The sequence below is a fragment of the Micromonospora sp. NPDC093243 genome (assembly GCF_044753725.1).
Classification (GTDB): Bacteria; Actinomycetota; Actinomycetes; order Mycobacteriales; family Micromonosporaceae; genus Micromonospora.
Map to the genome: position 1 here is coordinate 109,820 of NZ_JBIVNT010000006.1, position 22,836 is coordinate 132,655.

The following is a 22,836-nucleotide window of genomic DNA, read 5'->3' on the forward strand; positions in this document are numbered from 1 at the left end:
CGGGTGGGCGATCGTCCTCCGGGCCGCACTAGTCTCGGCGTATGGCGAGGTACTTCGACGTGCACCCGGACAATCCGCAGCCCCGCGTCCTGCGTCAGGTGGTCGACCTGATCCGGGACGGCGGACTGGTCGCCTACCCCACCGACTCGTGTTACGCGTTCGGTTGTCAGCTCGGCAACCGGGACGGCCTGGACCGGATCCGGGAGATCCGCCGCCTGGACGAGCGGCACCACTTCACCCTGGTGTGCCAGGACTTCGCCCAGCTCGGTCAACTCGTGCACGTCAGCAACTCGGTCTTCCGACTGGTGAAGGCGAGCACGCCGGGCAGCTACACCTTCATCCTGCCGGCCACCAAGGAGGTGCCGCGCCGGCTGATGCATCCCAAGAAGCGCACGGTCGGCGTGCGCGTCCCCGACCACGTGGTCACCCAGGCGCTCCTGGCCGAGCTGGGCGAGCCGCTGGTGTCGAGCACCCTGATCCTGCCGGGCGACGAGGAGCCGATGACCCAGGGGTGGGAGATCAAGGAGCGGTTGGATCACGTCCTGGACGCGGTCATCGACGACGGCGACGGCGGCAAGGAGCCGACGACCGTGGTCGACCTGTCCGAGGACGAGCCGGTGATCCTGCGCCGCGGGGCCGGTGACCCGTCCCGCTTCGAGTAAGCCGCATTCGTCGTAATCCATGTACCATCTGGTACATGGATTACGCGGAGACCATCACCACCTCCGCCGGCCTCGATCGGGCCTGGGCCGCCCTGGCGGACGTGACGACGTATCCGCGGTGGACCGCGTCGATGTCGTCGGTGGAGCCCCTCGACGGTGCGGCGCTCACCGTGGGCCACCGGTTCCGGATCCGCCAGCCCGGCCTGCCGACGACGGTCTGGCGGGTCTGCGACGTGCAGCCGGGCGTCTCCTTCGCCTGGGCGGCGACCGCTCCCGGCGTGCGCACGATCGCCCAGCACATCCTGCACGCCGAGGCGGACGGGACCACCCGGATCAGCCTCGGCATCCGGCAGACCGGGGCGCTCGCCCGGCTGGTCGCCCTGCTGACCGCAGCGAAGACCCGCCGGTACATGCGGATGGAGGCGGCCGGGCTCAAGGCGGCAGCCGAGACGGACGCGCCGCCGGCGGCCGGCGACGGGGCGGCATCCACCGGTGGCCGGTGACGCCCGGGCGGCGCTGCTCGACCGGTGCGTCACCTTCCTGAAGCAGGCCGGGTTCGGTCAGCTCAGCCTGCGGGAGATCGCCTCCGGCGCCGGCACCAGCCACCGGATGCTGATCTACCACTTCGGCAGCCGGGAGGGCCTGCTCGCCGAGGTGGTCCGGCTCGTCGAGACCGAGCAGCGCGCCGCGCTCGTCTCGCTCGCCGCCGGAGACGACGACCCGGTGGCGGTGAGCCGGCAGTTCTGGCAGCGTCTCGCCGACCCGGCGTTGGCACCGGCGGAGCGGCTCTTCTTCGAGATCTACGCCCAGGCGCTCTATGAGCGGTCGTGGACGGAGCCGTTCCGTGCCTCGGTCATCGCCGCCTGGACCGGGCCCGTCGAGGAGCTGTTCGTCCAGCTCGGCTTCGACCCGGCCGAGGCCCGCCGCCGGGCCCGCCTCGGCCTGGCCGCGACCCGCGGCCTGCTGCTGGATCTGCTCATCACCGGCGACCGGGAGCTCCTCGACGCCGCCGCCGAGCTGTTCGCGCAGCTCATCACCGCGCCGCGGGTCGACTGACCCCCCGGCCGTCGCTACCTCCCGGCGGGTGGTCGGATCCGGGCGAGGCTGTCGGCGAGGTCGGTGAGCCACAGGTCGACCTCCACCAGATGCCGCAGCTCGGCCCGGGAGCCGGGCTCGTCCAGCAACGGACGGATCCGGTCGAGTTCGTCCGCGCAGCTGGTGGCGACAGGAGCCGGTGTCGGTGTCCGCCGGCCCGCGAGGTCGTCGGCGACCTCGTGGAACGCCGAGCGCAACTGCCCGGCAGCGCTCTGCAGCTGCGCCGCCGCCCCCGGCCAGCCGGCCAGGCAGCCGGGCGGGTTGCGCCGCAACAACGACTCGGCCCCCTCGACCACGTGGTGGCCGGCGTTCAGTGCCGCCTCCCAGTCCATGTCACGGCCCGGTGGGGCGTGCCGCTCGGCGTGGTACTGGCAGTAGGACGCGTCGGCGAGGGTCATGCTCCGGTTGACCCGGTCGACGGCCCGATCCGGTCGCCCCCCGCCGAGCACCGCCTCGACGGTCTGCTCGACCGCGTCCCCGCTGTACACGAGGTAGCGGGCAGCGTTACGCCGCAGGTCGCGGCTCGCGCCGCGCGGCCACATCGCCACTCCGGCGAGCACGCCGATCACCCCGCCGAGCAGGACGTCCACCAGGCGGACCTCCGCGAGCCGCCACCCCTCGGGAGCGAGTTGGGCGAAGACGAATGTGAGCAGCAGCGTGAACATGGCCTGCGCCCAGGCCGGGCCGAGCAGGCGACCGGCGCCGAAGGCCAGCAGCATGATCGCCGGCAGGACCGCGGCGTAGACGATCGGACTGTCGATCAGGAACATCAACAGGCCGCTGCCGGCGGCTCCGACGATCGTGCCGACCACCGCCGGCCGCAGCGCGGTGCGGGTGTCCGCGGCAGAGGTCCGCAGCACGGTGAGAGTCGCCAGGAGCACCCAGAACCCGTGGGTGAGCTGCAAGGTCCCGGCGACCACCCGGGCGGCGGCCAGCGCCACGGCCAGTCGCAACGCGCTGTGCAGATAGGCGGAACGGGGCGTCAGATGGGACCGGAACTGCCGCGAGTACAGCGTCCACGGCCCGTGCCGCACGTACTCGAACAGCCCGAGGTCGGCGTCGTCGGACCGGGCCCGGGTCGCCACCCGGGTGGCGACGGCGAAGACCCGTACCTGGTCGGCGAGGGCCAGCGCGGTCGCGTCCCGGCACAGCCGGGGCACGTGCAGGCCCTCGCCCCGCACGTCCGGGCTGGTGGGGTACGCCGCCTCGGCCCGCCCGATCGCGGTGTCCAGATCGTCAAGGGCCACCGCCTGCGTACCCGGAAGCAGACCGGCGCCGGCGGCGCGGGCGGTGTCGGCGCACGAGCGCAACAGCCGTGCTGCCGCCAGGTCCGGGATCGGTTCCGGCGGGGCATCCGACGCCAGCCGGCCCGCCTTGACGAACACCTCGCGCAATGCCGCCCCGGCGATCCGCAGCGCCCGGTCACGGGCATCTGCGGCGGTCGGCGCCTCGGTGGGCGGAAACTCCCTCAGCGCCAGCCGGGCGACCGCCTCGGACGCCCGGTCGTGCCGCGCGTCGCACTCGCGCCGGTCGCCGGTGGATTCGGCCAGCGCGTCGGCCGTGGCGTCGAGGAACGCCGCGACGCGGTCCGCCGCGTAGACGAGCCGCTGTCGGTAGGAGATCGGCACCGGGTCGGGCCAGAGCACCACCTCGGCGGCGGCGAGCAGCGCGATGCCGAGCGTCACGCCACCCAGCCGCTGCGGCAGGGTGCCCGGCTGGAACGGGGGAAACGACGCCAGGATGTAGAAGAGCTGGAACGCGCTGCCCAGCCCGACCAGACGCGGGCCACCCACCCCGCCGAACGCCACGGCGAAGCCGATGACCAGCATCCCGCCGGCGGCCGCCCAGGTGTTCCAGGCCAGCAGCGTGCCCGCGGCGACCAGCACCCAGGCCGCCGGCAGCGTGGTGAGCAGGATCCGGGCCCGCTGCGGCGCCGGGCCGGGCAGCTGCGCGAACATCCCGGCGGCGACCGTGCCGAACAGCGCGTACGTGGCCAGGAGTGGATCGCCGGCGCCGTATCGGCAGGCGTAGAAGACGGTCGAGGCGACCAGCGTCAGTCGGGCCGCGCGCCGTAGGGCGGCGTACCCCGGGTCGCGGTGGCGAAGCCGGCCCAGGAGGCTGGTTCCGAGCACGCCTGGTCTCCCGGGTTCGTCGCACGCATCTCATCCCCGGCCGTCCATTCTCCACCGGCCCTGCGCGGACCGGTGGGTTTCGGGACGAATCGGTGCCGGTCGGAGTGGGCCGGAGGTGTCGACCGGGTAGGTCGTCGGCGCTTCCGGCACCCGGCGGGAGAGGTCGATCTACGGTGGCAGTCACCAGACCTCGACGGGACGGGCATGACGCAACTCGGCAACCGGTGTGGGCAGCTCAGTCGCCCGTCGGCGCGGACCGGCGGGGCCTGAGATGTCCTGGCCGACCGCGATCCGAAGCGGGCTCCAGCAGCGCCTGGTCAACCCGATCGTCAGGCTCGCCTGGAGCCTGAGACTCCCGATCCCCGGCGACGCCCTGCTGGAGACGACCGGACGCCGCACGGGACGGCCGCGGTACACCCCGGTGTGCGACGGGCTGAGCGGGGACACCTTCTGGCTGATCTCCCAGCGGGGGCGCCGGGCCGACTGGGTGCGCAACCTGGAAGCCGACCCTCGGGTCCGGGTCAAGGTGGGCGGCGGGCCACGGGCGAGCTGGCGGAGCGGCGCGGCGCATGTTCTCGACGACGACGACCCGCGCGAGCGTCAGCGGATTCTTGCCCGGAGCGGGCTCGCGCGCCGGCTTTGCCTGTGCACCTCCCAGGCCGCAACCACGAGCCCGCTGACGATCCGCATCGATCTGGATTCGCGCTGATCTCCTCCACCGCTGTCGTTCGGCGACCTCCCGCCGAGCGCCGTGATGCCATCACTCTTGCAGGTGGCATCACCGTGATGCCATGATGGCGTCATGGAACTTCGCGCTTACGTCGACGCCGTCCGGCACGAGCTGGCGGTGGCCGCGGCCACCGGCGGCGACGACGCTCGGGAGCTGGCAGAGCGGCTGACCGCGCCGCTGGAGTCCGCGATCCGGCTCGCCCTGCTGGACGCGCTCTCCGAGGCGGCCACGGAGATCACCCGGGATCTCGCACCCGGATCTGTCGACCTTCGGCTGCGCAACCGGGAGCCGAGCTTCGTCGTGGTGCCACCGCCGGCCGATCGGTGGGCCGACGAGACCGAGGCGCCGGTGCCGCCCGCGCCGGAGCCACTGCCGCCGGCTCCCGCGGACGGCGAGGACGAGGCGACCGTACGGATCAGCCTGCGCCTACCGGAGCACCTCAAAGCCCGCGTCGAGCAGGCGGCCGCTCGGGCCGGCGTATCGATCAACACCTGGCTGATCCGGGCCGCGGCCCGAGCCGTCGACGCCGACGGCCAGCACCAGCGGCCCGAGCCGTTCGTCGCCCCGAGCCACGGCCAGCGCTTCACGGGATGGGTGCGCTAGCGACACCCGCCCGACCAAATCTTGAAAGGAAGCATGATGCCATCCTTCGACACCCCCGGACCGATCTCGGCCTCGATCGAATTCGTCAGCGGCGACGTGCGGATTACCGCCGGTCCGCGCGCCGACACCGTCGTGCAGGTGCGGCCGGCCGACGAGTCCGACGACCGGGACGTCCGCGCAGCCGAGCAGACCCGGGTGGAGTACGCGTCCGGCCGCCTGGTGATCCGCGGCCCCAAACAACCCAACTTCGGGATCTTCGGTAAGCCCGGCACTGTCGAGGTGACCATCGACCTGCCGACCGGTTCCGGCGTGGAGGCAAAGCTGGGCGTCGGTGGAGTCCGCTGCGCCGGGGCGCTCGCCGACTGCCGACTCAAGACCGGTGCCGGCGATCTCCAGGTCGAGGACACCGACGCGCTCACCCTGCACACCGGTCTCGGTGCCGCCATCGCCGAGAACGTCGCCGGCGACGCCGACATCACCACCGGGTCCGGCAAGCTCAGCGTCCGCGCCGTCGGCGGCCGCGCCATGCTGAAGAACGGCAACGGCGACACGTGGATAGGTGATGCCGCCGGCGAACTTCGGGCTCGCTCCGCAAATGGTCACGTCGCCGCCGAGCACGCTGCCGCCTCGATCACGGCCAACACCGCCAACGGCGACATCCGCGTCGGTGAGCTCGTTCGTGGATCGGCGACGTTGCGCACCGCCGCCGGGCGGATCGAGGTCGGTGTCCGGCGCGGCACCGCGGCCCGACTCGACCTGCACACCCAGTTCGGCAAGGTCCGCAGCGAGCTGGACGCCGCCGCAGGTCCGGCCGACACCGACGAGCAGGCCGAGGTGCGGGCCCGTACCGCCTTCGGTGACATCCTCATCCACCGTTCCTGACCCTTCCCGTCGGTCCGGTCGCGGTTGATCCGCCGCGACCGGGGAGAACGCGTGGCCTCGTACCCCCGGTCGGCTTCATCGGCTCGACCGGCGATGGCGCGCGCCCTCCGTACCCGTGCAACGCCTTTGATCTTGGAGGAGCAATGGCGACAACGATCGCGACCCGCCCGGCCATCTCGGTGTCCGGCCTACGCAAGACGTTCGGGGACAAGGTCGTCCTCGATGGCATCGACCTCATGGTCTCCGAGGGGACGGTCTTCTCGCTGCTCGGGCCGAACGGCGCGGGCAAGACCACCGTGGTGCGGATCCTGTCCACCCTGGTGCCCGCCGACGGCGGATCCGTCCGCGTCGCCGGCCACGACCTGACCGGCCAGCCCGACGCGGTACGAGCGGCGATCGGCGTCACCGGGCAGTTCTCCGCCGTCGACAACCTGCTGACCGGCGAGGAGAACCTCAAGCTGATGGCCGACCTGCACCATCTCGGCCGCACCGAGGGCAGACGCCGTGTCGCCCGGCTGATCGAACACTTCGACCTCGGCGAGATGGCGCGTAAGACGCCCGCGGTCTACTCCGGGGGCATGCGACGCCGCCTCGACCTGGCGATGACCCTGGTCGGCGACCCACGTCTGATCTTCCTGGACGAACCCACCACCGGCCTCGACCCCCGCAGCCGCCACGCGATGTGGCAGATCATCCGCGGACTCGTCGCCGAGGGGGTCACGGTGTTCCTGACCACTCAGTACCTCGACGAGGCCGACGAACTCGCCGACCGGATCGCCGTCCTCGACCACGGTCGCATCGTCGTCGAGGGCACCCCCGACGAGCTCAAGCGCCGCATTCCCGGCGGGCACATCCTGCTGCGCTTTCCCGACCCCACGGCGCTGCACAGTGCCGCCCGCACGCTCGCCGTCGCGCAGCGCGACGACGACGCCCTCACCCTGCAGATCCCCAGTGACGGCGACGTGCGCTCGCTGCGGGAGGTACTGGACCGACTCGACGACGCACAGGTCGAGGTCGACCGGCTCTCCATCCACACCCCCGACCTGGACGACGTCTTCTTCGCCTTCACCGGCACGCCCGCGTCCGCCGCCGCGCAGGACGCCATTCCGGAGGGACACCGATGACCAGCCTCGCCTACACCCTGACCGACTCGGCAACCATGCTCCGCCGACAGTTGCGCCACATCCAGCGCTATCCCTCGCTGACCGGAATGCTGATCGGCCTCCCCGTCGTCCTCCTGCTGTTGTTCGTCTACGTCTTCGGCGGGACGCTGGGCGCTGGACTCGCGGGCGGCAGCGGCGACCGCGGCGCCTACCTGAACTACCTCGTGCCGGGCATCCTGCTGTTCACCGCGACCAGTGCCGCGCAGGGGACCGCGATCTCCGTCGCGATGGACATGACCGAGGGCATCATCGACCGCTTCCGCACGATGGCCATCTCCCGCGCCTCCGTGCTGACCGGACATGTCCTCGGCAGCCTGGTCCAGACCATGTTGGGCTTCGCCGTCGTGCTCGGCGTCTCACTGGCCATCGGCTTCCGCCCCAACGCCACCGCGATCGAGTGGCTCGCCGCCGTGGGTATGTTCGCCGCGATCGCCTTCGCGCTGATCTGGCTGTCGGTCGCGCTCGGCCTGGTCAGCGACAGCGTCGAGACGGCCAGCAACCTGCCCATGTTCCTGACTCTCCTGCCGTTCCTGGGCAGCGGCTTCGTGCCCACCGACACCATGCCGGCCGGTCTACGGTGGTTCGCCGACTTCCAGCCGTTCACGCCGGTCATCGAGACGCTGCGCGGCCTGCTGCTCGGCTCGGGGATCGGCAGCAGCGCCGTCGTCGCGCTGGCGTGGTGCGTGGTGGCGGCGCTGCTGTCCTACCTCTGGGCGAAGCGATCGTTCAACCGCCGGGCGGCGCGGTAGTCCACCGGCGCCGCCGCCTCGTGCCGCGCAGTTCGATCAGGCCTGCTTGGTCTCCCAGAAGATCTCCGAGATCTCGTTGATCTTCCCAAGAAGCTCGGCCGCGACATCCGGGTCGGCGGAGCCCTTCGCGCCGCCGGCACCGGCCAGCTTGGTGGCCTGGTTGAAGAGGTCGTGCAACTGGGGGTACTTCTCGAAATGCGGCGCCTTGAAGTAGTCGGTCCACAGCACCCAGAGATGGTGCTTGACCAACTCCGCACGCTGCTCCTTGATGAGCAGAGAGCGGGTGCGGAACTCCGGGTCGTCGCTGGCCTGGTACTTCTCGCAGATCGCCTTGATCGACTCGGCCTCGATCCTCGCCTGAGCCGGGTCGTAAACACCGCACGGCAGGTCGCAGTGGGCGCTCGCCACGACGCGGGGCGTGAGAAGACGGGTAAGTCGCATCGGCTTCTTTCCTTCGACTGAGGGTGCGGGTGAGGTCGGCGCTGACCGGTGGAGAACGTCACGCTAGAACCTGAATCCAACTTCAAGTCAACTGTCGTGAACTGGATCTCAGACCGGCAATCGTCCGAGCGGGGAAGTGTTACGTTTCGCCTCTTGAGTCCGGGCCCGGGCGGGTCGGCGAGAGGCGGTTCCGGGAGGCGTTTCGCTCCCGCGCGAGCTTGGGAATTCAACCCGCCCGGCGCTCTTGCGAACAGGTGACAGGGAGTGCGCATGCAGTCTCGTACGGATCTCATCGAAGACCTGATGGGACGCTTTCCTCACGTCCCGCGTGAGGCGGTGATCAAGGAGGACCTGCTGCGCGGTGGCTTGGCCTTCGACGACTCGGCGTTGACCGACAACGAGCACGGCGACGTCAAGCCCAAGTCGTACTTCATCTTCTCGTTCGACCACCGGACACTGCCCGAGCTGGGCGCCGCCGCGCTGCGCCGGCCCCCGGAGGAGATCGTGCTCACCGGCGGCCCGTACGAGCTGCGCCGGACGGTCGTGTCGGTCCGCACCAACCCCGACTCGCCCTACCGGGTCAAGCCCGACGGCGACGGGCGGCTGATGCTGTTCCTGGACGGCCGGGCGATCGCCGAGGTCGGCCTACCTCCGATGCCGGACTACTACCGGCACACGCTCGCCAACGGCAAGTCGGTGATGGAGGTCGCCCCGACGATCCAGTGGGGTTACCTCATCTACCTGACCGCCTTCCGGGTCTGCCAGTACTTCGGCGTCAAGGAGGAGTGCCAGTACTGCGACATCAACCACAACTGGCGTCAGCACAAGCAGGCCGGCCGCCCGTACACCGGGGTCAAGCCGGTCGACGAGGTCCTCGAAGCGCTGGCGATCATCGACCGGTACGACCAGGACCGCACCTCGCAGGCGTACACGCTGACCGGTGGCAGCATCACGTCGAAGGTCGACGGGCTGGCCGAGGCGGACTTCTACGGCCGCTACGCCCAGGCGATCGAGGAGCGGTTCCCGGGCCGGTGGATCGGCAAGGTGGTCGCCCAGGCCCTGCCGCGCGCCGACGTGCAGCGCTTCCACGACTACGGGATCCGGATCTACCACCCCAACTACGAGGTGTGGGACAAGCGGCTCTTCGAGCTCTACTGCCCGGGCAAGGAGCGCTACGTGGGCCGGGAGGAGTGGCACCGGCGCATCCTCGACTCCGCCGAGATCTTCGGGCCGCGCAACGTCATCCCGAACTTCGTCGCCGGCGTGGAGATGGCGGCCCCGCACGGCTTCGCCACCGTGGACGAGGCGATCGAATCGACCGCCGAGGGCCTGCAGTACTTCATGTCCCGCGGGATCACCCCACGGTTCACCACCTGGTGCCCGGAGCCGACCACCCCGCTGGGCCGGACCAACCCGCAGGGCGCTCCGCTGGAATACCACATCCGGCTGCTGGAGATCTACCGCGCGACCATGGAGGCCAACGGCCTGTCCAGCCCGCCCGGGTACGGCCCCGCCGGCCCCGGCCGGGCGGTCTTCTCGGTCAGCTCTTTCATGGACAGCCTGCCCGCCGAGCCGACGGTTCGAGAGAGCTGAGCGCTACCCCCACGTAAGAGGGCGAGGTCGGCGCCGGCGTCCGACGCCGTCCCCGCCGGGCATACGCGATCATTGCCTCGTCAGTGCGGGCGGACCCGACTGACGAGGCAATGACCAGCGGCGTGGCGCGCGACTACCGCTTGATGGTGATCGTCGCCTTGCGGTAGTTGTTGCGCTTGTCGTTCTTCGTCGGGTCGTAGTTCTGCTCGATGTTGCCGGCGCTGTCGACCGAGAACCAGTGGAACGTCGTGGTCTCGGTCACGTGGAACACCTGACCCGGCTCACGGAACTCGGTCGCCGCGTAGCGGGGCGACTCGAGCGTGGGTCGGCTGCCGTCCGTCGTGTAGTAGATGGTGGCCGGCTCGCTCGTCTCGAAGCGCACGTCGACGGGCGCGGAGTATCTCCCGCCACCGGGGACGAGCGAGGACTTCGGGTCCTTCTTGTCCCTGCCCCAGTCCGCCGCGACCCGGAACATCTCCATGATCCCGTTGGCGTACTCCATCGTCTCGGCGTGGCCGCTGACGAGGTTCGGATCCCCGACCCACGCCGGCTGGAACGAGCCGCCCTGCCAGTTGCCGGTGGCCGGGTTGTAGACCGAGCCGCCGACCTCCCAGCCGAAGGCGTAGATCCCGTACGTGTGGTACAGGTCCTCGCGTACGTTGCCCGCCGACGAGTAGAGGACGTCCGACGAGCCGCCCACGTTCTCCGGCGTGACAACGGTCTGCCGGTGCGCCTTGACCTGCGACAGGATCCGGGCGGCCGACTGCCAGTAGAACGCCTCGTCACCCAACGGCGGGCGCGGGGTGGTGATCCGCCCGTCCGCGATGTAGGCGCCGGGCTGCCAGAAGAGCTGGCCGCCGTTGGAGTGCACAGACATCATGAACTTGATGTTCGAGTACTTTTCGACCAGCCAGATGATGTTCTTCGACTCAGGCTCCGACAGCTCCGCCGGTCCCTGGTAGGTGTCGCTGACGCAGCTGGTCGACGCGCCCGCGTAGCCGTCGTGGCCCGACCCGACCCGGTAGTTCCGGTTCAGGTCGACGCCCCAGGAGTTGCGCCGGGCCGGATCGGCGTTCTCGTCCGGGCAGTGGTTGGTCATGTTCCGGCGCTGCGAGGCGAAGTTGTAGAAGCTGTAGTTCGCCCCGTCGGGGTTGTTGGAGAGGATGAAGAAGACGTCGGTGTTGTCGACGATCTTCTTCGTCTCCCGGTCGGACTTGTAGTTGTGCACCAGCCGTTCGGCCGACTCCAGGCTGGTCGTCGCCGGCACCCACTCGCGGGCGTGGTCCTGCGCCTGGATCAGGACGCCGGGCTTCTTGCCGTCGCGGTGCTTGCCGATCCGCAGGACAGGAATCGTGGCCGGGCCGCGCGGCACCTCGCCCTCCGGCGCGCCGGCGCGCTTCTGGTCGAGGAAGTCGGTCAGCGCCACCGGGCCGGACGTCGGTACGACGACGCCGGTGCCCGCGTTGGTGCGGTACGGGTGCGCCCGGCCGATCAGGCCCTGGGACTGACTCTCCAGCGCCGCCGCCACCTGGGCGGCCGTGCTGGCGAGCCCACCGGAGGCGTCCTTCGCGAGCAGGACCCGGATCGCCTTGCCCGCCACCTCGACCGAGAGCGGAAGGTCCGCGCCCGGCCGCTCCACGAACTCGACGGTGATGTCGTTGCCACCCTCGTGGCCCCACGCCGCCGAGCTGACCACGACCGCGGCCTGCCCGGTGCCGCCGATGGTGGCCTGCGCGTTGCGCTGGTAGCCGTTCGTCTGGTTCGGCAGGTAGACGATCTCGGCGATGTCCGGGTACTGGCGGGCGATCTCCTCGGCGCGGCTGTAGAGCTGCTGCGGATGCCGGTAGCCGTCGACGAAGTCCCACTTGTAGCCCGGGTTGGCCGTCAGCGGCGGCGCGCCGTCCTCGAGCCAGTTGGAGACGTCGCCGGTGGCGACGCCGCCGGTCGAACTCGTGACCCGGATCTGGTTCGGTCGCGCGTCGAGCTTGAACAGGTTCCGGTGGAACATGTACTGCCCGGAGTCGACGAACCGGCTCATCGTCCGGGCGAAGCCGAACGAGGTGCCGCGGCCCGAGTCGTTCTCGAGCTGCATCTCGACGACCGGGTCCGCCTGCTGCCCTTCGGTGGTCCGTGCCTCCACGTAGAGGAAGCCCTGGCCCTTCGTGGTGAACCAGTCGGCGCGGACGACCCGTACCGTCTTCTCGTGGCTGAGCGGCTGGACCGTCTGCGTGCGCCGGGACTGGAATCCGCCGTCGGCCTGCTCGTTCCAGGCGAAGCCCTCGTCGTCGCCGAGGATGTCGACGCCCATCGCCTCGAGTTCGGTGAGCTGGGCGGCGGTCACCACCGCCTCACCTTCGATGCCGGTCGGCACGCGCTTGAGGCCGTGCTCCAGGTCGAACCCGGCGGCGGCCACCTTGTCCAGCAGGTCCGCGCCGGCCAGATGGATGCGAACGAGCCGTACCTGCTCCTGGTCCTCAAGGGCGGATCGCCCCGAGCCCGCCGTGGCTGTCGACCCCGCGGGCTCCGCGCCCGCGGGCGCGGTCGCCACGAGGACGCTGCCCGCCAGGGCGGACACTGCGAGAAGCGCGATGCGCAGTTGTCTGCGTCGCATTCCCCCTCCTTCTGCTTGCGGCGTGTGGTTGACGTGTGGCCGGTCCGCCCGGGGATGGGACCGGTCCACTCAGGACTGCCGTGCTGAGCCCGCCCACCTGAGCCTGGGCACCACATTGGTCGCCGCGGAAAGGATCGGGGGAGCCGTGAGCGGGCTGGGTGCGGTGAGCGTATGTGCATTCATGACATTGATGGGACGGGCGAGCGGGATTTGAGCATTCCTTGAGGCAGCCCGCCATGCCGCGTCGCTGGGCATCCGGGGCGTCGAGGCCGCCCCCGTCAGCGCCTTCCAGCCCTTGACAGGGCCTCCTCCGCCTGTGCGGCCAGAGTGGTGACGAGGTCGGCCGCGGAGGGCAGGTCGGTGATGAGGTCGACGGCCTCCCCGGCCCAGACCGGCAGCGGCGGTATGACGCCTCGCGCCAGGTCGTCCTGGTAGTCCCGGCTCGCCTGCGGGTCGCCGGCCAGCTCGGCCTCGCGGCCGCGCCACCGGTCGAGGTAGGGGTGGCCGAGGGTGCGGGCGGTGTACTTCGACTGCCACCGGGAGCCGCGGACGATGTCCAGCACGCTGCTGCGCTCGGTGTCCTGCCCCCGTCCTTCGACGATCGCCTTGCTGATCGCGGGGTCGACCAGGGCCTCGACGGTGGCCTGGAAGCGGGTGCCGATCAACGCTCCGCTCGCGCCCAGCGCCAGGGCGGCGGCCACGCCGCGGCCGTCGGCGATGCCACCGGCCGCCAGCACCGGCGTCGGCGCCGCGAGATCCACCACGACGGGTACGAACGGCAAGGTGGACCGCCCGCGCCGGGCCCCGTGGCCACCGGCTTCGGTGCCCTGCGCCACGATGACGTCGGCGCCCAGGTCGACGGCCTGCCTGGCCTCCTCCAGGTCGGTGACCTGAACAATCAGGACCGCCCCTGCCTGACGGACAGGTGCCACGAACGGGCTCGGGTCGCCGAAGGAGAACATGACCGCCCTGGGTCCGTACTCCAGCGCACGCTCGACCGCGCCGACGTCGATCGCCCAGGTCAGGAAACCGACGCCCCACGGTTGGTCGGTGCCCGACGCGACGATCGGGAGTTCGCGATCAAGCCACTGCCGGTCCCCGTCCGCGGCGCCCAACATCCCGAGCCCGCCGCCCCGCGAGACGGCCGCGGCCAGCGCGCCGCCGGCCGACCCGCCCATCGGCGCCAGCGCGATCGGATGCCGCACGCCGAACAACTTCGTGAACTCCGTCGACAACGCCATACCGCATCATCGCCCCGGTGCCGATGGTCCGGGCAGCCCGGACCGGGCACTACCAGTAGTAGGCCCGCCCAGGATGCCGGCGTGGACGGGTCTCCTCGACAATGATCGCCATGCCCATTCACTGGCGATCCAGCGCCGAGGTGTTCGCCCAGTGCCTCGGCAGTCATGGTCTCGATGCCGCCGGTGTCGCCGACGTTGAGGCAGCCTGGCAAGCTTTCTGCGAGTTTGTGCAGGTGGAGATCGACGGTGTTGATCCGGACCCGGACTCTGATGCTGACGGCTTCATCGTTCAGTGGGGCCGCTACTCCTGGCACGGCCACCGCCCGTCGCTGACGTTCACCCGGCAGCCGGCCATCGTCGGCGTTGATGACCGAGACGGCCGCCACGTGGATCGCGAGTACTGGCAGGTCAGTCTTGAGATGCGCTTTGACGACGGACCTGATCTCGCGGGCATCGGCACCCTGCCCGAGCGGGACACCGGCTTCAACTTCGCTCCAATCGGCCGTCATCGACACGCCGCACTGGCTGAGATGCGAACCGGCATGGACCGACATCCACAACTTCAGGCTGCTTGGCGCTTGAAGCCGGCCCACAGCGAACTCACCGTCGACCGGGCCGATTAACCCGCGCGGAGCGTTCGGTTCCGATGCGACCAGAATGTTGGACGCGTGGCTCGCCACGACTGCAGGACCATGACGATTGGCGGGGAGCAGACCATCGACAACTCCGACACGATCACCCTGTGGCGGCCCACCGGGCAGGCCGAACTCGACCTCGTGGCGGCGTCAGGGTGGCGGGCTTGGCCACCACGCCTGCCGGACCAGCCGATCTTCTACCCCGTACTGAACCGCTGGTACGCCACGAAGATCGCCCGCGAGTGGAACGTCCCCGCCGAGGGCGTCGGCTACGTAACCCGGTTTGACGTCCAGCGTTCATACCTGGACCGTTACGAGGTTCATCAGGCCGGTGGCCGCGACGTGCTGGAGTACTGGATCCCCGCCGAGGAGCTTGCCGACCTCAACGCCCACATCGTCGGCGCGATCATCGAGGAAGCCGAGTATCGCGGCCCGGTGAACGACCAGGAGTTCACCGACGCCGACAAGGCCCTGGGCCGAGCTCTGCCTGCCGCGTGGCGAACCTATCTCCAGGGTGAGTCGTGGTTCCGGCGAGGGTGGATGACCAGCGGAGCCTACGTCTGGCTCAATTCGCCACGCGAGATGCTGGAGCTGCATGACGCATGGGACGAAGCCACCGACGCGCACCCCGGCATCGCGATCATCGGCGGTGACGGCTCCCGTGAGCAGCTCGTGCTCGACCTGCGCAGCGACCCCGCACCGGTGCTGCTGGTCGACATCACGAGCAGCGGATGGGACAGCGCCATCCTGCAGGCCGACGATGTCAGCCAACTCGTCGACCGAATCGAGGCGGGCACGTTCACGTTCGACTTCGAGGACTAGCAGAGTTCGGAGAGCATGGGGCGCGCGTACCTCGCGTCAGGTGCGGGTGCCTCGCTGACCGCCAGCCGTTGGATACGACTGGGCGCGCTTGCGCGGCTACCTGCGCTCGGCGGCTGCGGTGTCGCTGTCGCGGGGTCCGCTGAGCCAACCGCGGATGCCGGCGAGCGCGGTTGGGCCGTAGTCCTCGTCGACGCCGGCGGCGAGGTCCGCGATGGAGACCGCTTGCAGGGCGGCCCGCCAGGCGGCGTCGGCGCCGGCCATCGCTCGGGCAATCGGGCAGGGCCGGGTGCAGGCCTCCTGCGACGCCCCCAAGGGGCCGCGCTGGCGGATCTCGGTGCACACGAACGTGGGCTGGGCGCCGTCGACGGCGGCGACCACGTCAAGGATGGTGATCAGCTCGGGCGCCCTGGTCAGGACGTATCCGCCCGCCTTGCCCTGCACCGAGGTCACCAGGCCGGCGCGGGAGAGCGCCTGTAGCTGCTTGGCCAGGTAGCTGGCCGAGACGTCGTGCAGTTCGGCGAGCCGGGCAGCCGGCACGGGTTGGGTCGCCGTGGTCAGCACCACGCAGCAGTGCAGTGCCCACTCGACCCCGCCTGACAGCTTCATCCGACCCCCCCGCCTTGACTCGGATACAGACTATCCGACTATTGTCTCGGACAAGAAGTATCCGAGTTCGGAGCCATCCGTCCTCGACGAAGTCGGCGTGCCCCGGGGCGCGTTGTAGGAAGGTGGGAGTCATGAAGTTCACAGTCATCGGCGGTACCGGCCTGATCGGCTCGCAGGTGGTCCAGCGGCTGACCGCGGCCGGGCACGAGGCGGTCCCGGCGGCACCGTCGACCGGCGTCGACCTGCTCACCGGCGACGGCCTGGACCAGGCGCTGGAGGGCGCCCAGGTCGTGGTCAACGTGGCGAACTCGCCGACCTTCGACGAGGCCTCCCTGGACTTCTTCCGGACCACCATGGGCAACCTGCTGGCGGCCGGGGAGCGTGCCGGGGTCGGGCACCAGGTGATCCTCTCGATCGTGGGTGTGGATCAGGTGCCCCTGCTCGACTACTACCGGGCCAAGGCCCTCCAGGAGGAACTGCTCCGGCAGGGCCCCACGCCGTACTCGATCGTGCGTGCCACCCAGTTCTTCGAGTTCGTCAACGCGATCATGTCCTGGACCTCGGACGAGACCACGGTCCGCCTGCCCGCCACCCCGGTCCAGCCGATGGCCGCCGCCGACGTCGCCGCCGCGGTCGTCGACGTCGCCACCGGCGCGCCGCTGGGCGGCATCCGTAACGTCGCCGGCCCGGACGTCTACGCTCTCGACGACCTCGGAAGGCTCACCCTGGCCGCGCAGCAGGACAACCGCACCGTCGTCACCGACGACAGCGCCGGCATGTTCGCGGCCGTTCCCGGCGACGTGCTCATCGCCGGCCCGGACGCGCACCTGGCGCCCACGCACTACCAGGACTGGATGAAGTCGGCCCGCTAGCCGCGAGTCCGCCTTCCACCGCCTCCTCCCTTGCCGGGGCGCAGGGGAGGAGCGAGCGGGGTTGCTACCCGGCCGGTGCTCGGGTGCGCCGTGCGGTCGCGGCGGCGAGGACCGCGCAGCCGGCGGTGATCAGCCCGAGGCCGGCCGCGGTCGGGTTGACGTGGCCGGGCACGGACGATGTGACGTACGTGCCGCCACTGGTGAGATGGCACTCGAATCGGATGGGTAGGAAGCTGACGTCGTACCCGTCGACCTGGCTCGCCAGCCTCGGCCCGGCTTCCCGGCACGGGGCGATCGGGAAGGAGCCGGCGCCGCCGTCCTCCGCCTGCATCACCGCGTAGCCGACGTGCAGCACCCCCCACGTGTACGCGGCGACGGCGCCCGCACCGGCGAGGAGCGCCGCCGCTCGCAGCCAACCCGGCCGGGAGCGCGCGTTCCTCCGGAACACCGCGACGAGCCCACGAACGGCGAGGACCGCCGCGGTGGCGGCGCCGCCCAACGAGGCGACGAGCAGTACGAGAAACAGCACGGTGGCGTCCTCAACCTCGCGCGACGGCTACCTGCCGCGTCGGGCGGTCCGCACCCCGAACACGATCGCGCCGACGACGAGCGCCGCGCCCAGGAGCTGGAGGCCCGGTGAGTCATCGGCACCCCCGTACACGACGGCGGCGACGCCGAGCGCGACGCCGAGGAGAGCGACGATGCCGAGGAGGTACTTCATCGGGTCTCCTTTAAGAGGCTGAGCCACGTATCGAGTCTCGCTCGCAACCTATCGACTGTCAATAGATTCGGCGATCCCGTACGGGAGGGTCGGCGGCCCGGTGGCACTACAGCGGGTGCCGCACCCAGACGTTCGGCTCGACGTAGACGGCGTGGTCGTGCGCCACGTCGCAGTGCACCGGCACCAGGGCGCCCGGCACGTGGACCGGCCCGCTGGTGTCGAACGGCAGGCCGGTCCAGCGCCGCCAGTCGGCGAGCGTCCCGGTGATCGTCATCGACCGCGGTGCGACTCGCTCGATGCGCCCACCTGCCCGGATGTGCACCCGCAGCCACGGGTCGACCGGCAGACCGTCCGCGCGGACCTGCGTCGCGTACTCGGTCATCGGCAGGTCCGGTTGGCTGTGCTTGCCGCTCGGCCGGACCGGGGCGACCAGCGTGTCGTAGCCCAGCTTGGCCACGGCCTGCCGCATCGCGGTGAGCATCAGCGCGGAGAGGCCGCCGCCGCGCCGGTCGGGTCGGATGCAGATCTCCAGCGCCGAGACGATGTTCGGCTCGGTCCCGCTCAGCCGGTTGATGGTGGCCCGCTGGATCACCCGGTCCCAGCCGCCGTCGGGCAGCTCGGCCTCGGTCCAGCGGAACGGCACGGCGTACGCCCGGGCGATGGCGCGCCCCGGCTCGTCGGAGTCGACGGCGGCGAAGACGAACTCGGGGTACAGGTCGTGGGCGACGTTGTAGTACACCGCGCCCATCGGGTCCCAGAGCATGAACGGCGGCCACGCCCCGTCGAAGTCGTCGTCGAGCAGCGGGGCGAGATCCGGGCGGTCCGCCAGGCTCGCGATGTGGAGGGTCACGGCGCGTACCGTAAACGGCCGAGCCGCCGGCACGCACGCCATATTCGCACCCCCGGGCCCCGCTCCCGTCGGGCCGGGTGTTCGGCAATGGTCAGCAGCACCCCCGTTTAAACTTCCTGCTAGGCCACGCCCTTCTCGTCGACGAAAAGTTTCCACCGAAGGTTCAACGGTACGGTTGAACCACATGAGCCAGGACATCCGAGCCTTCGTACCCGAGCCATGTGATCTCCTCGCCCTGGGCGAGCCGACCCACCAGGAGCCCGCCTTCGGCGCGGTCCGCAACGAACTCTTCGCGCAGCTGGTCGAGCTCGGCTTCCGTTCGATCGCTCTGGAGACCGATCGCGTGGCCGGGTTCGCCGTCAACGACCACGTACTGCACGGCACGGGAAGCCTCGACTCGGTGTTGAGCCGAGGCTTCTCCCACGACCTGGGCGCCGTGGACGCCAATCGGCGGCTGGTCGCCTGGATGCGGGACTACAACCGGAACCGGCCGGCACGGGAGCGCCTGACCTTCCACGGTTTCGACGCCCCGACGGAGAACACCAGCGCACCCAGCCCGAGAAGCTATCTCGAGTACGCCCGCGACTATCTCCAGATCGAGAATCTCGACATCGCGGGCGTCGCTGGGGACGACCATCGCTGGAGCCGCGCCGAGGCGATCCTCGACTTCGCCAGTTCGATGGGCGCCACGCCCGAAGCCGAGCGGCTGCGCGAGATCGGCGAGGACCTGCTCACCAGGCTCTACGCTCGTGCGCCGGAGCTGATCGCGCGGACCTCCCGTGCCGAGTGGCTCCGGGCCAAGGCGTACCTCGATGCCGGCCTCGGGCTGCTTCACTACCACTGGCAGGCGGCGCAGCCCCTCGGGCAGAGCGATCGGATCTGCCTCCTGCTGACCACGCGGGACACGTTGATGGCGCGCAACCTGCTCGACATCCGCGGCGTCGAGGCGGAGCGCGGCCCGACGATGCTCTTCGCCCACAACACTCACCTGCAACGAAACGGAAGCGCCTGGAGCCTGGGCGAGATGAGCGCCAACTGGTTCGGTGCTGGGTCCATCGTCGACTCCCTGCGGAACGAGAGCTACACCTTCATCGCGGGCAGTCTCGGGCGCAGTGCGATTCTTCAGCTAGGCGAGCCCGAGCCGGACACCTTCGAGGGTTTCCTGCAACGCCGCATCACCGACTGGGGCCTGATCCCGGCCACCGGGGTGTCGCCGGCCCGCACCCGCACCGACAACACTCCGCAGCAGGGTTACTTTCCGCTCGACCAGGCGACCGTCGGCGGAGCCGACGCGATCCTGCACCTCACCGCCTGAGCCGTGTCCGCGCAGGGCAACCGGGCGCGGCAACCCGGCGCCCCGGTCCCAGCCGCCGCCGGTCGAACCTCGACCGGCGGCGGCGTGGGCGGGGCCGATCAGGAGTACGGAAGGCGAAGCACCGACTGGTTGCCGATGCCCAGGGTGCTGGGGTTGTTGCCGATCGCCGACCAGACCTCCACCCGGACGGTGCCGTTGCTCAGCGCGCCCAACGTGCCGGTGGCCGAGGCCAGGCCGGCGCTCTGCGTGTAGTGCTCGTAGCCGGGGACCGGATCGGTGGCGAAGTAGCGCAAGGTCTCCACCCGTTCCCAACTGCCGTTGCCGGTCAGGTCGTAGGAGACCCGCACCTGCACACCGTTGCCGACCGCCGTGCCGGCGTCCACGAACAGGTCGAACGCGGTCTGCCCGCCGGCGTAGGCGAGGTTGAGGCCGGTCGCCGTGAAGACCTGCGGGTTGGTCGGCGTACCGTCGTGGTTTCCGTTGGCCGCCGCGACCGTCGTCGTGGCCACGCCGCCGGCGGCGCCCAGCCCACCACCGGGCAGCAGGTATCGCGTCGGCGAGCCCGACGGCGGCGGATCGGTGGGCGGCGGGTCGGTCGGCGGCGGGGTGGTGCCGGGAGGCGTGCCGCCCGTCGCGCTGCCGCCGCTCCAGGTGTACGCCCCGGTGGTGGCCGTCCGTCCGGCCGGCACGGCGAGCGTCGTGCCGTTGGAGAACGTCACCGTGACCGGGCTCGCGGTCGGGTTCGACGCGACGTAGGTACGCGCCCCGTTGCGGGAGAAGACCGCCGTCAGCGGGTGGTTGGCGGCCACCGTGGTGTCGACGGTGCCCAGCGCCGCGAGGTTGCGGATCCAGTGGAAGGTGTGTGCCCGGCTCTCACCCTCCTCGGGGGTGTATCCGGGGTTCGCGCGCAGGTTCGCCAGCGCCGCGGCTCCGTCGCCGAGGGCCTGGAACTGCCACAGGATGTCCTGCCACACCGTCGGTGGCCCGCCGTTGTTGCGGACCAGTTCGGCGTAGTTGGTCCGCACGTACGCCGGGTTGTTGCCCAGGTAGAGGTGTCCACCGGTGACCGGCAGCAGGTTGATGCCCTGGATCATCTCCGGTTCGCCGCTGAACCAGGTGGCGTACGCGCCGCCGTCGCCCCAGACCATGCCGACCGTCGAGTGCCCGAAGGCGGCGGGGAAGTTCTGGTCGCTGGCGTCGAACCAGTACTCCTGGATCGCCGCGGCCTGGGTGGTGTAGAGGAAGATGCCGGCGTCACGCACGGCGGCGTTGCCGGTCACCTGGCCCCACTGGATCAGGGCGTTGGCGAAGTTCATCCCCTCCGACGAGGACTCCTGGTTGTTGCCGGAGCCGAACGAACCGTGCCCGGACGCCCAGTCGTGGCCGGCGTAGATGTCGAAGTCGCGCAGGTAGGGGAAGCGGGTGTCGTCGCGGCGGTAGTTGTTGGCGTCGCGGATCAGCAGGTCCACCATGCCGCCGTAGCGGCTGGTGGCGGCCCACGCCGGGTCGAACTTGGCCAGCGTCGCTGCGGCGGCGATGAAGTAGCCGTAGTGGAAGTGGTGGTCGTTGAGTTCCTGGTCGGAGCCGTACGACGCCGGGTAGCCGATCAGGGTGCCCCAGTTGTTGTCGTAGTAGAAGAGCTTCGAGGTCTTGCCGGTCGACGCGGTGAACCAGTCGGTGAGCGTGCTGCGGATCGCGTTCAGCGCGCTGTCCCGGGTCGCGGTGTCGTTGACCAGGTCTGCCACCTCGGCGAGGCGCGCGGCCCGGCCGAGTCCCTTGCCCGTCCAGTACGTGTCGTTGCCGCGCTGGTCCATCGGGTTCGCCCGCGCGGCGGCCAGGTGGCCGTTGAGCGTCGCCAGGTCGGCACCGCTGCCGTCGCCGACGGCCGGCAGCTCCGGCAGGACGCCCTGGAACTTCATAGCGGTGCGGAACTGGTTGACGCCGGTGAGTACCTTCATCCGGCCCCGCGCCGACGGGTAGGTCGGAGTGATCGCAGTGGAGCCGGCGAGCGACTTCCACTGGTGCGGGTAGAGGCTGACCACGGTCTGGGTGGCGGTGCCCTCCCGGGCCGTCGTGGTGAACGCGTACGTGGTGGTGAGTCCGCTGGTCGCCGGGTCGTAGGCGTACGAGACCTGGGTGCCGGTGACGTGGGCATGCGCGTACCGGCCGTAGGTCGTGGCCAGTTCGGCGCGCTCCGCGGTGGTCGCCGTCGGCGGTAGCAGGGCGACGGAGAAGTAACCTCGGCCGGCCAGGGCGGAGGAGATGCGCCCGGCGCTGACCGTCCAACTGGCGCCGCTGGGGGCGTACGCGACGTAGTCGTGGCCGTTGACCCGGAAGCCGACGGTGGCGCCGCTGTTGGACCAGACGTCGGCGGTGCCGCTCGTGTTGATCACCGCGTCGCCACCGCTGGTCTGGAAGTACGCGAAGGGCAGGCCGTGGCCGATGGTGGCGCGCATGGTCCGCGCTCCGTCGCTCCAGTGAGGGCTGACCGTCCAGTCGGTCCAGCCGTCCACCTTGACCTGGGGTGCGCCGAGCCCGGCAACGCCGACCCGGATGTCCTGGACGTACGGGTAGTGGTACTCCCCGACGCCGGTCGCGGTGCCGCTGATGGCGGGTGTGGAGTTGGCCGAGAAGCCGAGGCCGTCGCCGAAGGTGTCGTACGAGATCGGATGCGCGTGCAGGGGCTCGCTGAAGGAGCAGTCGGTTCGCTTCCAGAGCAGCGAGGACCACCAGTCGTTGGTGGGTATAGCACCGGCGGGCGCGTTGGCGGTGGCGAACTGCCGGGGGTTGCTCGTCATCTGGCCGCAGCCGGTGGGCAGCGGGCCGACCGGGGTCGTGGTGTAACTGCCGGCGCCGACGGGGGCGGCCTCGGCGGGACGGGTGACGGCGATCGCGAGGCCGCTGACGACCAGGGCCAGTGTGGTGGTGACGGCCAGGGCCCATCGGCGGTGGGGGACGGGAGGTTTCATGCTGCCTCCATCGCGCGCCGGGAGACCGGCATTGCCGGCTCCGACACGTTCGTCTGAAGTGGGGGAGAAGGTCCGGTGAGAGAGCGCTCTCTCAGTCCGGCACGGTAGTCGAGCCCCTAGATCTCCGTCAATGTGTCCAGCCGG

At 70.6% G+C, this 22,836-nt stretch carries 21 protein-coding genes and 1 pseudogene; 13 read left to right on the forward strand and 9 right to left on the reverse strand.

Annotation, left to right across the window (positions count from 1 at the left end; genetic code table 11):
- Positions 1-41 precede the first annotated feature (41 nt).
- From ACIP9D_RS21240 to ACIP9D_RS21250, 3 genes are read left to right on the forward strand one after another with little or no spacing between them, the layout of a single operon-like run.
- The gene (locus ACIP9D_RS21240; RefSeq protein WP_350873763.1) at positions 42-662 is read left to right on the forward strand and encodes an L-threonylcarbamoyladenylate synthase; all 621 of its coding nucleotides are present in this window, start codon (positions 42-44) and stop codon (positions 660-662) included.
- 35 nt (positions 663-697) lie between these two features.
- A complete protein-coding gene (locus tag ACIP9D_RS21245) occupies positions 698-1,165 on the forward strand; it encodes an SRPBCC family protein (protein ID WP_350873764.1) in 468 nt (155 codons plus the stop codon).
- The gene (locus tag ACIP9D_RS21250; RefSeq protein ID WP_350873765.1) at positions 1,155-1,718 is read left to right on the forward strand and encodes a TetR/AcrR family transcriptional regulator; all 564 of its coding nucleotides are present in this window, start codon (positions 1,155-1,157) and stop codon (positions 1,716-1,718) included. Before ACIP9D_RS21245 ends, ACIP9D_RS21250 begins: the two co-directional genes overlap by 11 nt.
- Before the next feature lie 14 nt (positions 1,719-1,732).
- Here ACIP9D_RS21250 and ACIP9D_RS21255 read toward each other — a convergent pair whose 3' ends face one another.
- A complete protein-coding gene (locus tag ACIP9D_RS21255; protein WP_350873766.1) occupies positions 1,733-3,889 on the reverse strand; it encodes an FUSC family protein in 2,157 nt (718 codons plus the stop codon).
- Positions 3,890-4,160: 271 nt separating this feature from the next.
- Between ACIP9D_RS21255 and ACIP9D_RS21260 the strand changes: the two genes are divergently transcribed.
- The 5 genes from ACIP9D_RS21260 (at position 4,161) to ACIP9D_RS21280 (ending at position 8,016) form a co-directional block, all read left to right on the forward strand.
- Positions 4,161-4,598: a nitroreductase/quinone reductase family protein gene (locus tag ACIP9D_RS21260; protein ID WP_350873767.1), complete on the forward strand. Its 438-nt coding sequence runs from the start codon at positions 4,161-4,163 to the stop codon at positions 4,596-4,598.
- A 93-nt stretch (positions 4,599-4,691) separates the two neighbouring features.
- Positions 4,692-5,222 (forward strand): ribbon-helix-helix protein, CopG family, encoded by a 531-nt coding sequence (locus ACIP9D_RS21265; RefSeq protein ID WP_350873768.1) that lies wholly within the window; start codon positions 4,692-4,694, stop codon positions 5,220-5,222.
- A gap of 36 nt (positions 5,223-5,258) precedes the next feature.
- Positions 5,259-6,104, forward strand: coding sequence for a DUF4097 family beta strand repeat-containing protein (locus ACIP9D_RS21270; protein ID WP_350873769.1), 846 nt, complete (start codon positions 5,259-5,261; stop codon positions 6,102-6,104).
- 143 nt (positions 6,105-6,247) lie between these two features.
- The gene (locus ACIP9D_RS21275; protein WP_350873770.1) at positions 6,248-7,228 is read left to right on the forward strand and encodes an ATP-binding cassette domain-containing protein; all 981 of its coding nucleotides are present in this window, start codon (positions 6,248-6,250) and stop codon (positions 7,226-7,228) included.
- Positions 7,225-8,016, forward strand: a complete 792-nt coding sequence (locus ACIP9D_RS21280; protein ID WP_350873771.1) for an ABC transporter permease — start codon at positions 7,225-7,227, stop codon at positions 8,014-8,016. Before ACIP9D_RS21275 ends, ACIP9D_RS21280 begins: the two co-directional genes overlap by 4 nt.
- A 36-nt stretch (positions 8,017-8,052) precedes the next feature.
- Here the strand turns inward: ACIP9D_RS21280 and sodN are convergent, their stop codons facing one another.
- Positions 8,053-8,457 carry a superoxide dismutase, Ni gene (gene sodN / locus ACIP9D_RS21285; RefSeq protein ID WP_350873772.1) on the reverse strand — a complete coding sequence of 135 codons (405 nt, stop codon included), beginning with the start codon at positions 8,455-8,457 and terminating at the stop codon, positions 8,053-8,055.
- A gap of 270 nt (positions 8,458-8,727) precedes the next feature.
- Here sodN and ACIP9D_RS21290 point away from each other — a divergent pair, with 270 nt between their 5' ends.
- Positions 8,728-10,050: a radical SAM protein gene (locus ACIP9D_RS21290; protein WP_350873773.1), complete on the forward strand. Its 1,323-nt coding sequence runs from the start codon at positions 8,728-8,730 to the stop codon at positions 10,048-10,050.
- A 133-nt stretch (positions 10,051-10,183) separates the two neighbouring features.
- Here the strand turns inward: ACIP9D_RS21290 and ACIP9D_RS21295 are convergent, their stop codons facing one another.
- Both ACIP9D_RS21295 and ACIP9D_RS21300 read right to left on the reverse strand, forming a co-directional pair.
- On the reverse strand, positions 10,184-12,661 hold the full coding sequence (locus ACIP9D_RS21295; RefSeq protein ID WP_350873774.1) for a M14 family metallopeptidase: 2,478 nt from the start codon (positions 12,659-12,661) through the stop codon (positions 10,184-10,186).
- A gap of 278 nt (positions 12,662-12,939) precedes the next feature.
- Positions 12,940-13,902: a nitronate monooxygenase gene (locus ACIP9D_RS21300; protein WP_350873775.1), complete on the reverse strand. Its 963-nt coding sequence runs from the start codon at positions 13,900-13,902 to the stop codon at positions 12,940-12,942.
- A 110-nt stretch (positions 13,903-14,012) separates the two neighbouring features.
- Between ACIP9D_RS21300 and ACIP9D_RS21305 the strand changes: the two genes are divergently transcribed.
- Positions 14,013-14,525: a hypothetical protein gene (locus ACIP9D_RS21305; RefSeq protein ID WP_350873776.1), complete on the forward strand. Its 513-nt coding sequence runs from the start codon at positions 14,013-14,015 to the stop codon at positions 14,523-14,525.
- 69 nt (positions 14,526-14,594) lie between these two features.
- A pseudogene (locus ACIP9D_RS21310) lies at positions 14,595-14,966 on the forward strand (ADP-ribosylation/crystallin J1); the annotation flags it as partial.
- A 489-nt stretch (positions 14,967-15,455) separates the two neighbouring features.
- On the opposite strand, the gene ACIP9D_RS21315 reads toward ACIP9D_RS21310, so the two are convergent.
- Positions 15,456-15,965 (reverse strand): Rrf2 family transcriptional regulator, encoded by a 510-nt coding sequence (locus ACIP9D_RS21315; protein ID WP_350873777.1) that lies wholly within the window; start codon positions 15,963-15,965, stop codon positions 15,456-15,458.
- Between the two features lie 131 nt (positions 15,966-16,096).
- On the opposite strand from ACIP9D_RS21315, the gene ACIP9D_RS21320 reads away from it, so the two are divergent.
- The gene (locus tag ACIP9D_RS21320; protein WP_350873778.1) at positions 16,097-16,837 is read left to right on the forward strand and encodes an NAD(P)H-binding protein; all 741 of its coding nucleotides are present in this window, start codon (positions 16,097-16,099) and stop codon (positions 16,835-16,837) included.
- Positions 16,838-16,901: 64 nt separating this feature from the next.
- Here ACIP9D_RS21320 and ACIP9D_RS21325 read toward each other — a convergent pair whose 3' ends face one another.
- The 3 genes from ACIP9D_RS21325 to ACIP9D_RS21335 form a co-directional block, all read right to left on the reverse strand.
- Positions 16,902-17,366 (reverse strand): hypothetical protein, encoded by a 465-nt coding sequence (locus ACIP9D_RS21325; protein ID WP_350873779.1) that lies wholly within the window; start codon positions 17,364-17,366, stop codon positions 16,902-16,904.
- A gap of 27 nt (positions 17,367-17,393) precedes the next feature.
- On the reverse strand, positions 17,394-17,558 hold the full coding sequence (locus ACIP9D_RS21330) for a hypothetical protein (protein WP_350873780.1): 165 nt from the start codon (positions 17,556-17,558) through the stop codon (positions 17,394-17,396).
- A gap of 106 nt (positions 17,559-17,664) precedes the next feature.
- Positions 17,665-18,408 carry an N-acetyltransferase gene (locus ACIP9D_RS21335; protein WP_350873781.1) on the reverse strand — a complete coding sequence of 248 codons (744 nt, stop codon included), beginning with the start codon at positions 18,406-18,408 and terminating at the stop codon, positions 17,665-17,667.
- Positions 18,409-18,592: 184 nt separating this feature from the next.
- Between ACIP9D_RS21335 and ACIP9D_RS21340 the strand changes: the two genes are divergently transcribed.
- Positions 18,593-19,723, forward strand: coding sequence for an erythromycin esterase family protein (locus ACIP9D_RS21340; protein WP_350873782.1), 1,131 nt, complete (start codon positions 18,593-18,595; stop codon positions 19,721-19,723).
- 98 nt (positions 19,724-19,821) lie between these two features.
- Here ACIP9D_RS21340 and ACIP9D_RS21345 read toward each other — a convergent pair whose 3' ends face one another.
- Complete coding sequence (locus ACIP9D_RS21345) at positions 19,822-22,692, reverse strand: glycosyl hydrolase (protein WP_350873783.1); 2,871 nt, start codon at positions 22,690-22,692, stop codon at positions 19,822-19,824.
- Between the last annotated feature and the right edge of the window lie 144 nt (positions 22,693-22,836).